Here is a 14,730-nt window from a genome sequence, read left to right on the forward strand (position 1 = left end):
CTGAATATATTATTGCAGTTGTCGTGAATGATGCCATGAGGATGTGGAACCCGAGCGGGCGAGCCGGCGGCTTCCGGTGCGGCGTACCGGCAGGCGGTTCCCTTCGCAGCCCTGCGGGTATGTCGCTGTCATGGCCATGCACGCGGCGGCTCCCGAATCGATCACCGCCGATCCCCCGCCACAGCCGTGGCCCGCTCCGCTCGGGGTGGCGTTGGCCGATGTGGCATTCCTGCACTGGCCGGTCGAGCCGGCGCAGGTCCGTCCGCTGTTGCCACCGGGCACCGAGCCCGACACCTACGGCGGTGACACCCACGTCGGACTGGTCGCCTTCCGGATGCGCTCCTTCGGCGAGTTCCTCGAGACCAACGTCCGGGTCTACTCGGTCGACGACAAAGGCCGCCGCGGCACCGTCTTCCTGACCATGGAGGCCGACCGCCTGCCCTGGGTGGTGGCCGCCCGGCTCTGTGGTCTGCCCTACGCCTGGTCGCGCATGCACCTGACCCGCAACGCCCACGTCCTCGACTACGGCAGCAGCCGCCGCCGACCGAAACCACCCACCCCCGGAAACCGGATCCGGATCCGGGTCGGTCCCCCCATCGACGGCACCCCGCTCGAGCACTTCCTCACCGCCCGCTGGCGGCTGCACCTGAGTGTGTCCGGCCACACCGTCGCCGCCCCGCTGGTCCACGACCGCTGGCCGCTGCACACCGCCGAGCTGCTCGATCTCGACGATCAGCTCATCGCCGCGACCGGGCTGCCCTCCCCCACCACCGCCCCGGCCAGCGTGCTCTATGCTCCGGCCGTCCACGGCCGGTTCGGGATCCCCCGCCCGATATAGGGGCGTGGTGGCCACTGCTGCCCGCGGCGCCGATGTCTTCGCCTTCGGCAGCACAATGCGACGCTCGAGTCGATCATGGCGACAGCGCCGAGTGGGCTCGCGCACCGAGGTCGGCGATGAGGTCGCAGCCCGGGCCACCTCGATACCCACCGAGGGAACGCTCATCGGTGAGCTGGTCGACCAGAACCGCGATCACGGCCTGCGGCTTCCCTGCCCTGCCGATCAATCCCACGTCGTGGCGCAGACCGATTTGCTCGCCGGTTTTGTTCCAGCATTCCGCACCGACCGGCAGCAGTGCGGGCAGGCGATCCCGCATCTGCTGCCGGGACAGCACATCCAGCGCCCAGTGGGTGAGCTCGTCCGGCAAGGCCGTCCCCCTGGCCAGCCGGTCCAGCACCCGTGCCTGGTCCAGGGCACTGGTGACGTTGTCCCAGCCGTCGATCATCGCGTCGATGTCCATCAAGTGCCGTTGCACCCGCGTCGTCGTGCATCCGAGGTCGCGGGCGCACGCATTGATCGCGTCGAATCCCACGGCATCGATGACGACGCCGGTCGCGGTGTTGTCACTGACCACGATCATCAAAGCCAGCAGGTCGGCGAGAGCGAGCCGAGACACACTTGCCAGTTCACGCAGCACGCCGGTCCCGCCGACGCGGTGCTCCCATGCGGGCAGGGGAAGCTCGGTGTCCAGAGCCAACCGTCCGTCTCGGACGTGGCGCAGCGCCGTGATCAAAACGAGGACCTTGATCGTGCTGGCGGCCTGCACCGGGCGATGAGCCTGCACGGTCACCGTGTCGGACTCGTCCAACGCCCAGGCCGCGACGCTGACCCGGCCGGGGAAACCGTCACCCGCCACCGGAAGTGCGGGGCGAAATCGCGCAGCAAAACCCACGGGGCAGTTGTATCGCACGCACACCCGGTGCTCACCGGCACCGGGCATCCGAGCGCGCGAAGCCGCCGAGCGAGCGTTGCGAAACCTACCCCAAGCGATCCTGTGGCTCACCGGCGAGCAGAAATCATGACCGTGGCTCTGCTCAAACCGGCCTCCGAACGTCTACGGTGATCCCGAGCGCACGTGTTGTGTACGGCACAACCCCGTGGGCCGCCGACCGGCGGCCCGGGAGCCGGAGCCGAGCGAGCAGAAGAGGTGTGCGTCGGTGGAGTCGACGACGTGGAAATCCGTAATCGGTCATGCGGGGGAAGCCACCCCCTCCGAGCCGCAGGACGAGGCAGGCGAGTACCTCTCGCGCAACCCCTCCCGGCTCGACGACGTGGTCGCCCGAGTCCGCCTGGCCGCTCCCGACACCCTGGTCACCGCCGCCGAGGAGGCCCAGCGTGCGCAGCGGGAATGGGCGCGGGTACCGGCGCCGGTGCGCGGCCGGGTGATCGCAGGCTTCGGACGGCTGGTCGAGGCGAACAAGGAATCGCTGGCCTCCCTGGTCACCCGTGAGATCGGCAAGCCCCGCACCGAGGCTCTCGGCGAGGTGCAGGAGATCATCGACACCTGCGATTTCTTCGTCGGTGAGGGCCGCAGGCTCTACGGCCAGACCGTGCCCTCGGAGATGCCGGACAAGCAGCTGTTCACCTTCCGCACCCCGGTCGGGGTCGCCACCATCATCACGGCGGGCAATTTCCCGGTCGCCGTCCCCTCCTGGTACCTGGTCCCGGCGCTGCTGTGCGGCAACGCCGTGGTGTGGAAACCCGCCGAGTACGCGGCAGGCGCCGCGCGCGCGGTGGCCGAGCTGGCCTGGCGTGCCGGAGTCCCGGCAGGCGCGCTCAATCTCGTCTACGCCGACGGCGAAGCGACCTTCCGAGGCTTGGAGACCGCCCTGGACAGGGGGCTGGTCGACAAGGTCGGCTTCACCGGTTCGAGCGCGGTCGGAACCCGAGTGGGCGAGTTGTGCGGTCGCTACCTGCAGAGCCCGACCCTGGAGCTCGGCGGCAAGAATCCGATGGTCGTCGCCCCGGATGCCGATCTCGATCTCGCGGTGGAGGGCGCCCTGTTCTCCGGCTGGGGCACCGCCGGACAGCGTTGCACCTCGCTGGGCAATCTCATCGTGCACCGCGACATCCACGACGAGTTCCTCGCACGGCTGGACGAGGCCGTGCGCGGCGCCACCATCGGCGAGCCGACCGGGGAGGTCCTCTACGGGCCGATGCTGGACCAGAAATTCGCGGACAACTTCGAGCGCATCCTCAAAGACATCCAGCCGCATCACACGGTGCTCGGCTCGAATGCGGTCGGCCGGATCAGCGATGATGCGCCGCGTGCCGGTTTCCGGGGCGACCATGCGGCCGGCCTGTACTACCACCCCGTGCTGCTGGATGGTCTGCGCACCGACGACGCGATCTTCCGGCAGGAGACCTTCGGGCCCATCGTCGGCGTGACCACCTACGAGACCCTCGAGGAAGCCATCGAACTCGGCAACGCGCCCGGTTACGGCCTGTCGGCGGCGATCTACACCACGGACCCGGCCACGGCGTTCCGGTTCCGGGAAGGCATCGGTGCCGGCATGGTCAGCGCGAACAATTCCACCTCCGGCGCCGAGGCGCATCTGCCGTTCGGCGGCAACGGGAAATCCGGCAACGGCGGCCGCCTGTCCGGCATGTGGGTCATCGACCAGTTCACCCGCTGGCAATCGCTGAACTGGGACTTCTCCGGCAAGCTGCAGAAGGCCCAGATGGACGTCGGCGCCATCGAGCCGGAGTGGGACTACCGGCTGCCCGCCGAGCTCGGCGGGCAGTCCTGAAGCGAGCAGGCGGTGGGACGGTCTCCCCGGGGTCCGCACGGCACGCCGCTGCCGTTCACGCACCCTGATCGCCGGAAGGCACGCACGTGTTGAATCCGGTACACCTGCGCACGCTGCAGGAGTGCGTCCGGACCGGCTCCTTTGCCGGGGCGGCCCGAGTGCTGGGATACACCGCTTCCGCGGTCTCCCAGCAGATGGTGCTGCTGGAACGATCCGTCGGCGCGGTGCTGTTCGAACGCCGCGCCCACAGCACGCACAGCACGGAGCTGGCCCACCGCCTGGCCGAACGCAGCAGGGGAGCACTCGCGGCGTTGGACTCGCTGGAACGCGAGACCCGAGCCCTGGTCGCCGGCGACCAGGGCAGCCTGCGACTGGCCAGTTTCGCCACCGCCAACGCGCGCGTGCTGCCCGATGTGTTGGCCGCCATCGTTGCCCAGCGCCCGAACGCCGAGGTACAACTCGATGAGGGCGAACCGGACGAGGTGATCGGCGGTGTCCTCGACGGAGTGCTCGACGCCGCCGTGGTCTTCGAATACGACCTCGACCCGCGGCAGTGGCCGCCCGAACTGTGCGTCGAGGAGCTGCTCGCCGAGCCGTTGCTGCTGGCCCTGCCCGAAACGCACCGGCTCGCCGATGCCGCCGAGGTCGAGTTGCGCGAACTCGCCGGCGACACGTGGATCTGCACCCGCGAGGACACCGCCGGCGCCCGGTCCCTGGTACACCTGGCCGCCGCGGCCGGCTTCGTCCCCGGGATCGTGTTCCGCAGCAACGACTACGCCGTCATCCGAGACCTCGTCGCGCGTGGCCTCGGCACGGCGCTTCTTCCGGCGCTGGCCGTCGCCGAGTGCCGTGTACGGGTCCTGCCCATCGCGGAGGGTCAGCCGTATCGGCGCATCAAAGTCCTCTACCGCACACAGAACACCAACCCACTGCTGCCGCCGGCCCTGGAGTGCCTGGCCACGTCGTGCTCGGCGCTGGCCGAGGGATGGCGCGGCGGGGACGACACACGCTACCGACCGGGAGTCAGCGACCATGACCAGAGCAGGCGAGCGCAGTGAAGCGATCGACGAGCATTTCCTGCACGCGGTCTCCGCACTGTCCGCACCCGCCCGCACGGAACACCGCTCGCCCACGGCGGACCCCGACAGCCCGATCACGGGGCAGCGACTGCTGGAGCTGTTCGAGGCACAGGCAGGCAGCAGGCACCTCGACTTCGCCGCGCGACAACTCGGAGCCCGTGGTCTCGGCTATTACAGCATCGGCTCCTCCGGTCACGAGTCGAACGCGGCCGTGGCGGCGGCGCTGACCCCGCAGGACCCGGCCCTGCTGCACTACCGCTCCGGGGCTTTCTACCTGCAGCGCGCCCGGCAGGTGCCGGAGCAGAACCCGCTGCTGGACGTGCTGCTCGGGGTGGTTGCCTCCGCCGACGAGCCGATCTCGGCGGGTCGGCACAAGGTCTTCGGCAACGCCGCGCTGGGAGTGATCCCGCAGACTTCGACCATCGCCTCGCACCTGCCCCGCTCGGTCGGATTGGCCTTCTCGCTCGGACGTGCCGCCACGTTGGGCGCGGAACACGTGTGGGCACCGGATTCGGTGGTCGTGTGCAGCTTCGGCGATGCCTCGGCCAATCACTCGACGGCCACCGGCGCCATCAACACGGCACTGCACTGCACGCATCAGGGGCTGCCGATGCCGCTGCTGCTGGTGTGCGAGGACAACGGGATCGGTATCAGCGTCCGCACTCCCCCGCGGTGGATCGAAACTACCTACGGGCAGCGTCCGGGGCTGGCGTACTTCACCGCGGACGGCGATGATCCGGTGCGCTGCGCCGAGGTGGCCCGGCACGCAGCCGACTGGGTGCGCAGCAACCGCGCTCCCGCTTTTCTGCACCTGCGCACCGTGCGCCTGATGGGCCATGCCGGCTCGGATGTGGAATCCGGCTACCGCGGGCGCACGGAGATCACCGCCGACTACGAGCGCGATCCTGTCCTGGCCACCGCGAAAACCCTGGTGCACAGCGGAGTGCTCACCGCCGAGGAGGTCGTCCGGCGCTACGAGGACAAGCGACGGGAGGTTGCGCGGCTCACCGAACAGGCGCTGGCCCGGCCGAAACTGTCCACCGCTGCCGAGGTCACGGCTTCGATCACGGCGGACCGGCCGGATGCCGTGGCTCGCCGCGCCACGAGCTGTCCGGATCCGCAGCGGCGGCGGGCCGCTTTCGGCACACAGCCTCCCGAGTCCGAGGGGCCGCTCACCGTGGCGCAGTCGCTCAACCGTTGCCTGGCCGATGAGCTCGCCCGGGACGAGGGGGTGCTGCTCTTCGGTCAGGACATCGCCCGCAAGGGCGGCGTGTACGGGGTGACGCGTGGGTTGCGCAAGAAGTTCGGAGGGCTGCGGGTCTTCGACACGCTGCTGGACGAGCAGAGCATCCTGGGCACGGCGCTGGGGGCGGGTCCGGCCGGGCTGCTGCCCATCCCGGAGATCCAGTACCTCGCCTACCTGCACAATGCCGCCGACCAGCTGCGCGGTGAGGCGAGCACGCTGAGCTTCTTCTCCGGCGGGCAGTACCGCAACCCGATGGTCGTGCGGGTGGCCGGCTATGCCTATCAGAAGGGTTTCGGCGGGCACTTCCACAACGACAACAGTGTGGCGGCACTGCGGGACATGCCCGGAGTGGTGGTGGCCTCACCGTCCCGGCCCGATGATGCGGCCGCGATGTTGCGTACCTGTGCGGCGGCCGCGCGCGAGGACGGCAGGGTGTGCGTGTTCCTGGAGCCGATCGCGCTGTACCACACCCGGGATCTGCACGAATCCGGCGACGGTGGCTGGTTGGCCGGCTATCCCGCGCCGGGGACCTCACACGTGCCGATCGGCCGCGCCCGCGCGCACGGCGACGGTGCCGACCTCACCCTGGTCACCTTCGGCAACGGTCTGCCGATGAGCCTGCGGGTGGCGCGGCGGCTGGGCGAGCGCGGCATCGGCGCCCGCGTGCTCGACCTGCGGTGGCTGGCTCCGCTGCCGAGTGAGGACTTGCTGGAACAGGCACGCGCCACCGGCCGGGTCCTCGTCGCCGACGAGACCCGCCGCTCGGGTGGGGTCTCCGAGTCCGTGGTCACCGCGCTGATCGATGCCGGGTTCAGCGGCCCGATCAGGCGAGTGACCAGCCAGGACAGCTTCATCCCCCTCGGCGACGCCGCCCAGCACGTGCTGCTCGACGAGACCACGATCGAGCAGGCCGCGCTGGCCATGGTGTGAACACCGCATACGAGTGAACGGAACTTTCACCCGGATAGAAGTGGCGAAAGTTCCGTTCACTCCGAATCCGCAACGGCGAAATTCCGGATCAGGCGGACTGCTTCGGCTCCCAGTAGTCGAGCATCTCGGCGAAGGTCTCGAAAGCCGGCTTCGTATTGCCGTAGGGAGCCTCCAGGTGGATGCTCAGCGGGAAACCGAGCTCGCCCACGCCGTCGACAACCCGCTTGTAGAGGTCGACGAGCTGCTGCTTGCGCTGCTCGTAGGACAGTTCCGCGACCTCGGCCACGAACTTCTGCTCCTGCTCGACCGCCGGGTTGCCCGGATCCTGGATGAGCCAGTCGATGAGCTTCTTCTTGCTCTCGACGCCGGGGATGAAACCGAAGGAGAGCAGGATCTCCGGGCGGTACGGGGTTTGCTCGGCGAACTCACGGAGGAAACCGACGATGGCGTCGGAGTACAGCAACTGAGTCATGCCGTAGGTGACGCCGCGCTCGCACTTGAAGTTGAACCGCCCCTGCTCACCCTCTCGGGTGGGAATCAGGATGGAGCCGCGGTTGGCGATGACGTCCTGGAACTGTGTCAGGGCATCGGTGGGGGCGAGCCCGGGGCCCTCCCCGTCGGCCATGGTGCGAGGCACTCCGACGAAGGCGACGCCGTCCATGCCGGCATCACGCAGATTCTGCAGACGCTCGGCCAGTTCCTGCTTCTCGTGGAAGGCGGTGACCTGAGTGCACAGGCCCTTGACCTCGCCCACCTCCGGCCGGACCGTCTTCCAGAAATCGAGCACGTCCATCTTCGGCTTGATCTCGACGGGACGGTCGTCGTCCTCGGCGATGATGCCCGGCATCATGAGATGCCGGATGCGGTCCGTCAGTCCGGTGGCCCGGGCGTTCTCGGCCACCTTGCGGCCTTCCTCGACCGCCTTGTCCACACCGCCCTCGAGATCGGGCGGTACCAGTTCCAGTGCGATGGTGTTCATGGTGTTCATGTCGGCCTCAGGTTTTCCTTCTGTCGACGTCGATCACCGCAGAGCTCACCAACAGCTCCGGCGAGCCTGCCTTGTGAGCAGGGACGTGCTATCAATGGGTGATAGAGGGGAATTCGTTCTCGCGAACAGGTCTGAGCAGACTGGAATCACAACTTCCGGATGACCCGTCGTCGCGGCGCGGCTCCGTCTGCGCTCGCCAGGGCAAACGTCACTGGCGGCGCACCCGGCCTGCCGTGCCTGCCCGTGCCTTCGTGCACGGCCATGTGCGCACGGCCATCGGGTCGGTGCTGTCGTCGTCGAAGTTGGTGTAGGGGCGAACGCCAGGGGCGCGACCGGTGCGGACTTGCGGGGCCCGGTTCGAGAGTTCCCGACTTGCTCGGTTCGTGGCGGGCCACCGCCCGGGAACCCGGCCCGGGCGGTGGCCGTAGCCATCGATCACACACGCGATGTCGCGTGCGATCGGATCAGTAGCGGTAGTGCTCGGGCTTGTACGGGCCCTCGACGTCCACACCGATGTACTCGGCCTGCGCCTTGGTCATCTTGGTGAGATTGACACCCAGCGCGTCCAGGTGCAGCCGCGCCACCTTCTCGTCGAGGTGCTTGGGCAACATGTAGACGTCCTTGTCGTACTCCTCGGTCTTGGTGAACAGCTCGATCTGGGCGATCGTCTGGTTGGTGAAGGAGTTCGACATCACGAAGCTCGGGTGACCGGTGGCGTTACCGAGGTTGAGCAGGCGGCCCTCCGACAGCACGATGATGGCGTGGCCGTCGGTGAAGGTGTACTCGTGAACCTGCGGCTTGATCTCCTGCTTCTTGATGCCGGGGGTCTTCTCCAGACCGGCCATGTCGATCTCGTTGTCGAAGTGGCCGATGTTGCCCACGATCGCGTTGTGCTTCATCCGGCTCATGTGGTCGGCCGTGATGACGTCGAAGTTGCCGGTGGTGGTGATGAAGATGTCGGCGGTCTCGACCACTTCCTCCATGGTCTTGACCTCGTAGCCCTCCATCGCCGCCTGCAGCGCGCAGATCGGGTCGATCTCGGTGACGATGACCCGGGCGCCCTGGCCGCGCAACGACTCGGCCGAGCCCTTGCCGACGTCACCGAAGCCGCAGATGACCGCGACCTTGCCGCCGATGAGCACGTCGGTGGCACGGTTGATGCCGTCGACCAGCGAGTGGCGGCAGCCGTACTTGTTGTCGAACTTCGACTTGGTCACCGAGTCGTTGACGTTGATCGCCGGGAACAGCAGGTCACCGGACTTGACGAGCTCGTAGAGCTTGTGCACACCGGTGGTGGTCTCCTCGGTGACGCCCTTGATCTCCTTGGACGCCTTGGTGAAGCGCTGCTTGTCGGACTCCAGGCTCTCGCGCAGCACCGACAGCACGACCTTGAACTCGTCCGGGTCGTCCTCGGTCGGCTGCGGGACGGCACCGGCGGTCTCGAACTCGACACCCTTCTGGACCAGCATCGTGGCGTCGCCACCGTCGTCCAGAATCATGTTCGGGCCCTTGCCACCGGAGAAGCCCTGGAACAGCTGGTTGGTGCACCACCAGTACTCTTCCAGCGTCTCGCCCTTCCAGGCGAACACCGGCACGCCGGCCGGCTTGTCCGGGGTGCCGTTCGGGCCGACGACGACCGCGGCGGCGGCCTCGTCCTGCGTGGAGAAGATGTTGCAGGAGACCCAGCGGACCTCGGCGCCGAGCTCGACCAGCGTCTCGATGAGTACCGCGGTCTGCACGGTCATGTGCAGCGAACCGGCGATCCGGGCGCCCTTGAGCGGCTTGCTCTCCGAGTACTCGCGGCGAGTAGCCATCAGGCCCGGCATCTCGTGCTCGGCCAGACGGATCTGGTGACGACCGGACTCGGCCAGCTTCGGGTCCGCGATGGCGAACTCGATGCCGTTGACCTTCTCAAGCTTCGGGCTCATGATTTCCTTTCCTCGTTTCCTGGGCGAGTTGACGTCTCTTCTCGCCCGGGGCCCGGACCGGGAAGCGCCCCGCTTTCGGGAGACTTACCCGGTCCGGAACGGTTCCTTACACGTTGAAGTACTTGGCTTCCGGGTGGTGACTGACGATCGCGTCGGTCGACTGCTCCGGGTGCAGCTGGTAACCCTCGGACAGCACCACGCCGATGCGCTCGCTTTCGAGCAGGTCCACCAGCTTCTCCCGGTCCTCGATCTCCGGGCACGCACCGTAGCCGAAGGAGTACCGGGCACCCCGGTAGCCGAGCTTGAAGAACTGCTCGACGTCCTCGGGGTCCTCCTCCGAGACCGAACGGCCCGCGGACCAGAGAAGTTCCTGGCGGACACGGCGGTGCCAGTATTCCGCCAGCGCCTCGGTCAGCTGGACGCCCAGGCCGTGGATCTCCAGGTAGTCCCGGTAGGAGTTGTTGGCGAACAGCTCGTTGGCGTAGTCGGCGATCGGCGTCCCCATCGTGACCAGCTGGATCGGCAGGACGTCGACCTGACCGAGCTCCTCGGCCTTCTCGCGGGAGCGGTAGAAGTCCGCCAGGCACAGGCGACGCTCCCGCTGCTGCCGGGGGAAGCGGAAACGGTGCCGTTCCTGGGCGTCCGGCTCGTCCTTGTCGAGCACGACGAGGTCGTTGCCCTCGGACACGCACGGGAAGTAGCCGTAGACCACCGCCGCGTGCTGCAGGATGCCCTTGGTCTGCAGCTCGTCCATCCAGGCCCGCAGCCGTGGACGCCCCTCGGACTCCACCAGCTCCTCGTACGAGGGCCCCTGGCCCTTCTTCGAGCCGCGCAGGCCCCACTGGCCGAAGAACGTGGCCCGCTCGTCCAGCAGCGACAGGTAGTCGGCCACCGGGACGCCCTTGACCACCTTCGAGCCCCAGAACGGCGGTGTCGGCACACCCGGGTTCGGGTCGACGTCCGACTTGGTGGTGTCGTCGAAACCGGGCAGCTCACCCTGCTCGGCCTTGCGCTTCTCCGCAATGCGCTGGGACCGCTCGTGGCGGGCCTTGCGCTCGGCCTTCTTGGCCTTCTCCTTCTCGTCCTCCTCGGGGTTGTCACCCCGCTTGGCGGACATGATGCGGTCCATCAGCGTCAGACCCTCGAAGGCGTCCTTGGCGTAGCGGACGTCGCCCTCGAACGTCTCCTCGAGCTGATTTTCCACGTAGGTCCGGGTCAGCGCCGCGCCACCGAGCATCACCGGGTACTTCTCGGCCAGGCCCCTGGAGTTCATCTCCTCCAGGTTGTCCTTCATGATCACCGTGGACTTGACCAGAAGGCCGGACATGCCGATGGCGTCGACCTCGTTCTTCTCGGCCTCTTCGAGGATGGTGTTGATCGGCTGCTTGATGCCGATGTTGACGACGTCGTAGCCGTTGTTGGACACGATGATGTCGACCAGGTTCTTGCCGATGTCGTGCACATCGCCCTTGACCGTGGCCAGCAGCAGCTTGCCCTTGCCCCCGGAGTCGTCCTTTTCCATGTGCGGCTCGAGATGGGCCACGGCGGTCTTCATGACCTCGGCGGACTGCAGCACGAACGGCAGCTGCATCTGCCCGGACCCGAACAGGTCACCGACGACCTTCATCCCGCCCAGCAGATCCTCGTTGACGATCTGGAGCGGCTTCTTCTCCTGCATCGCCTCGTCGAGGTCGGCGTTGAGCCCGTTGAGCTCGCCGTCGATGATGCGCTGCTTCAGCCGCTCGAACAGCGGCATCGCCGCGAGTTCCTCGGCCTTGGAGGAACCCGTGGAAGCAGCGCTCTTGCCCTCGAACAGGGCCATGAGCTTCTGCAGCGGATCGTAGGCCGCCTCCTCGTCGGTGGCCTCACGCCGCCGGTCGTAGACGAGATCGAGCGCGACCTCGCGGGCCTCGTCGTCGATCTTGTTCATCGGCAGGATCTTGGAGGCGTGCACGATGGCACTGTCCAGCCCCGCCTCGCGGCACTCGTTGAGGAACACCGAGTTGAGCACCTGGCGTGCCGCCGGGTTGAGCCCGAACGAGACGTTCGACAGACCCAGCGTGGTCTGCACCCGGGGGTGGCGCTTCTTGAGCTCACGGATGGCATTGATCGTCTCGATGCCGTCCTTGCGGACCTCTTCCTGACCGGTGGTGATCGGGAAGACCAGGCAGTCGATGATGACGGCCGACTCGTCCAGACCCCAGTTCTGGGTGAGGTCTTCGATGATCCGCTCGGCCACGCGCAGCTTCCACTCCGCGGTCCGGGCCTGGCCCTCCTCGTCGATGCAGGTGCACACGACGGCCGCGCCGTGCTCGACGGCCATCTTCATGACCCGGTCGTAGCGGCCGCCCTCTTCGGTGCCGTCCTCGTAGTTGATCGAGTTGATCGCGCACCGGCCACCGAGGTGCTCCAGGCCGACCTCGATGACCTCGGCCTCGGTGGAGTCGACCATGATCGGCAGCGTGGAGGAGGTGGCCAGCCGAGAGGCCAGTTCCCGCATGTCGTGGGTGCCGTCGCGGCCGACGTAGTCCACACACAGGTCGAGCATGTGGGCGCCCTCACGGGTCTGCCCCTTGGCGATCTCGACGCAGTCGTCGTAGCGCTCCTCGAGCATCGCCTCCCGGAACGCCTTGGAACCGTTGGCGTTGGTGCGCTCACCGACGTTGAGGATCGAGGCGTCCTGCTTGAACGGGATCGCCTGGTACATCGAGGAGATCGACGGCACGACCTCGGGAGTGCGCGGCGCCGGGTTGAGGCCGCTGACGGCCTCGGCGACCTGCCGGACGTGCTCGCCGGTCACACCACAGCAGCCGCCGACCAGGCGGGCGCCGAAGTTGTTGGCGAAGCCGACCAGGGCCTCGGCCAGTTCGTGCGGCTGCAGCGGGTAGACCGCGCCGTTGTCGCCCAGCTCGGGCAGGCCGGCGTTGGGCATGACCGAGATCGGCACGGTCGCGTGCTCGGCCAGCACCCGCAGGTGCTCGCTCATCTCGGCGGGGCCGGTCGCGCAGTTCATGCCGATCATGTCGATGCCCAGCGGCTCCAGAGCCGTCAGGGCCGCACCGATCTCGGAGCCGACCAGCATGGTGCCGGTCTGCTCCACGGTGACGTGGGCGATGATCGGCACCCACTTCTGCTTGGCGGTCATGGCCCGCTTGGCCGCGACGACGGCCGCCTTGGTCTGCAGCAGGTCCTGCGAGGTCTCCACCAGGATCACGTCGACCCCGCCGTCGAGCATGCCCAGCACCTGCTCGTGGTAGGCGTCCCGCAGGTCGGCGTAGGGGGCGTGGCCGAGCGTGGGCAGTCTGGTTCCCGGGCCCATCGAGCCGAGCACGAAGCGCGGCTTGTCGGACGTCGAGTACTGGTCACAGCACTCGCGGGCCAGCTCCACACCCTTGCGGGCCAACTCCTGAATGCGTTCTTCGATGCCGTACTCGCCCAGGTTGGGCAGGTTGCAGCCGAAGGTGTTCGACTCGATGGCGTCCGAGCCGTTGGCCAGGAAACCGTTGTAGATCGAGCGCACCACGTCGGGGCGCGTCTCGTTGAGGATCTCGTTGCACCCCTCGAGGTTGTTGAAGTCCTCGAGCGAGAGATCGTACTCCTGCAACGCCGTACCCATGCCGCCGTCCCCGACGAGCACGCGATCGGCGATGGCCGACAGGAAGCCGCTCGGGTCGTTGTCCTGTCGGCCCGATTGAACTTGTTCAGTCATGACGCTGCCTTCCCGACGCTTCAGCGAAGCACCGACTCGATCTCGGACGTCGCCTTGTCGCCGTATGTCTCGGCGAACCTGGCCACGAACGAGCCCTTCTCGACGTCGTACTCCTGCGGCCCGTCGGTTTCCAGGGACGTGGTCGCCAGGGTGCAACCGAGCTGGATCGAACGCTCCAACTCGAGCCCGCCGGCCAGCCCGGCCAGCAAGCCCGCGCGCAGCGCGTCGCCCGCGCCCGTCGGGTCGACGACCTGCTTGGGCTTCACCGGAGCGATCTCGAATGTCGGAGCCGACTTGGACTCGACACGCACGCCCTGCTCGCCCAGCGAGGTGACCCACAGATCGACCTGCTCCAGCACCTCGGCGTGGGACCAGCCGGTCTTCTGCAGCAGCAAGCTGTGCTCGTACTCGTTGGTGAACAGGTACTTCGCCCCCTCCACCAGCTTACGGATCTGGTCACCCTCCATCAGGGCGAGCTGCTGCCCCGGGTCGGCCAGGAACGGGTAACCCCGGTCGCGGCACTCCTGGGAGTGGCGCAGCATGGCCTCGGGGTCGTTGGCCGAGATCACCACGAGGTCCAGGCCGCCCACCCGGTCGGCGATCGGCTTGAGCTCGATCTCGCGAGCCTCGGACATGGCGCCGGGATAGAACGAGGCAACCTGGTTGTTGTCCTGGTCGGTCGTGCACGTGAACCGCGCGGTGTGGGCGGTCGCCGAGGTGTGCACCGCCGAGGTGTCCACACCGTGACGCTCCAGCCACGCGCGGTATTCGGAGAAGTCCTCGCCGACGGCACCCACGAGCAGCGAGGTAACGCCGAGCTGGCCGAGGCCGAACGTGATGTTGCCTGCGACACCACCCCGACGGACCTCGAGCCCGTCCACGAGGAAGGACAGGGACACCTGGTCGAGCTGATCGGCGATCAGCTGCTCGGCGATCCTGCCGGAATAGGACATGAGATGGTCGGTGGCGATTGAACCGGTCACCGCGATCTGCACTGTAAAACTCCTTCACCAGGGCCGATGTCGGTGATGGTCCGCCACCGGCCGGTGGTTGGCTGAGAACGTGTCCGGGCACACCCGCCAGGCTGCGGGGCGCGGTCCTCCGCGCCCCGCAGCCTGTGCGAGAGCACTTTTCGGGTGGACTTGTCAGAGGCCCGCGGCGCTCTTCAGGGCGTCGACGCGGTTGGTGCGCTCCCAGGGCAGGTCCACGTCGGTGCGGCCGAAGTGCCCGTAGGCCGCCGTCGGCGCGTAGATCGGGTGCAG

The 14,730-nt window shown here is 67.8% G+C and carries 9 protein-coding genes; 4 read left to right on the plus strand and 5 right to left on the minus strand.

The genetic code is table 11. From position 1 onward, the window contains the following. Window positions 1–130 precede the first annotated feature (130 nt). Window positions 131–838, plus strand: a complete 708-nt coding sequence (locus DFQ14_RS21105; protein WP_114455095.1) for a YqjF family protein — start codon at window positions 131–133, stop codon at window positions 836–838. A gap of 73 nt (window positions 839–911) precedes the next feature. Here DFQ14_RS21105 and DFQ14_RS21110 read toward each other — a convergent pair whose 3' ends face one another. Further along, window positions 912–1,730 carry a serine hydrolase gene (locus DFQ14_RS21110; RefSeq protein WP_246195407.1) on the minus strand — a complete coding sequence of 273 codons (819 nt, stop codon included), beginning with the start codon at window positions 1,728–1,730 and terminating at the stop codon, window positions 912–914. A 292-nt stretch (window positions 1,731–2,022) separates the two neighbouring features. On the opposite strand from DFQ14_RS21110, the gene DFQ14_RS21115 reads away from it, so the two are divergent. The 3 genes from DFQ14_RS21115 to DFQ14_RS21125 all read left to right on the plus strand — a co-directional run bounded on the left by DFQ14_RS21115 (window position 2,023) and on the right by DFQ14_RS21125 (window position 6,843). Next, the gene (locus DFQ14_RS21115) at window positions 2,023–3,588 is read left to right on the plus strand and encodes an aldehyde dehydrogenase family protein (RefSeq protein ID WP_114455096.1); all 1,566 of its coding nucleotides are present in this window, start codon (window positions 2,023–2,025) and stop codon (window positions 3,586–3,588) included. An 86-nt stretch (window positions 3,589–3,674) separates the two neighbouring features. Next, window positions 3,675–4,646, plus strand: coding sequence for a LysR family transcriptional regulator (locus DFQ14_RS21120; protein ID WP_114455083.1), 972 nt, complete (start codon window positions 3,675–3,677; stop codon window positions 4,644–4,646). Beyond that, a complete protein-coding gene (locus DFQ14_RS21125; RefSeq protein ID WP_114455084.1) occupies window positions 4,621–6,843 on the plus strand; it encodes a thiamine pyrophosphate-dependent enzyme in 2,223 nt (740 codons plus the stop codon). Before DFQ14_RS21120 ends, DFQ14_RS21125 begins: the two co-directional genes overlap by 26 nt. 88 nt (window positions 6,844–6,931) lie before the next feature. Here the strand turns inward: DFQ14_RS21125 and DFQ14_RS21130 are convergent, their stop codons facing one another. The 4 genes from DFQ14_RS21130 to DFQ14_RS21145 form a co-directional block, all read right to left on the minus strand. After that, window positions 6,932–7,822, minus strand: a complete 891-nt coding sequence (locus DFQ14_RS21130) for a mycobacterial-type methylenetetrahydrofolate reductase (RefSeq protein WP_114455097.1) — start codon at window positions 7,820–7,822, stop codon at window positions 6,932–6,934. A 473-nt stretch (window positions 7,823–8,295) separates the two neighbouring features. Beyond that, window positions 8,296–9,759 (minus strand): adenosylhomocysteinase, encoded by a 1,464-nt coding sequence (gene ahcY / locus DFQ14_RS21135; protein WP_114455085.1) that lies wholly within the window; start codon window positions 9,757–9,759, stop codon window positions 8,296–8,298. Window positions 9,760–9,865: 106 nt separating this feature from the next. Continuing rightward, window positions 9,866–13,468 carry a methionine synthase gene (gene metH / locus DFQ14_RS21140; protein ID WP_114455086.1) on the minus strand — a complete coding sequence of 1,201 codons (3,603 nt, stop codon included), beginning with the start codon at window positions 13,466–13,468 and terminating at the stop codon, window positions 9,866–9,868. 20 nt (window positions 13,469–13,488) lie between these two features. Further along, a complete protein-coding gene (locus DFQ14_RS21145; protein WP_114455087.1) occupies window positions 13,489–14,463 on the minus strand; it encodes a carbohydrate kinase family protein in 975 nt (324 codons plus the stop codon). Window positions 14,464–14,730: the final 267 nt, after the last annotated feature.

Source organism: Halopolyspora algeriensis (assembly GCF_003337235.1).
GTDB lineage: Bacteria > Actinomycetota > Actinomycetes > Mycobacteriales > Pseudonocardiaceae > Haloactinomyces > Haloactinomyces algeriensis.

Bases quoted from the DNA above. Each gene is read 5' to 3' on its own strand.
- DFQ14_RS21105 (WP_114455095.1), top strand. From the start codon at position 131: ATGGCCATGCACGCGGCGGCTCCCGAATCGATCACCGCCGATCCCCCG.
- DFQ14_RS21125 (WP_114455084.1), top strand. From the start codon at position 4,621: ATGACCAGAGCAGGCGAGCGCAGTGAAGCGATCGACGAGCATTTCCTG.
- DFQ14_RS21130 (WP_114455097.1), bottom strand. From the start codon at position 7,822: ATGAACACCATCGCACTGGAACTGGTACCGCCCGATCTCGAGGGCGGT.
- metH (WP_114455086.1), bottom strand. From the start codon at position 13,468: ATGACTGAACAAGTTCAATCGGGCCGACAGGACAACGACCCGAGCGGC.
- ahcY (WP_114455085.1), bottom strand. From the start codon at position 9,759: ATGAGCCCGAAGCTTGAGAAGGTCAACGGCATCGAGTTCGCCATCGCG.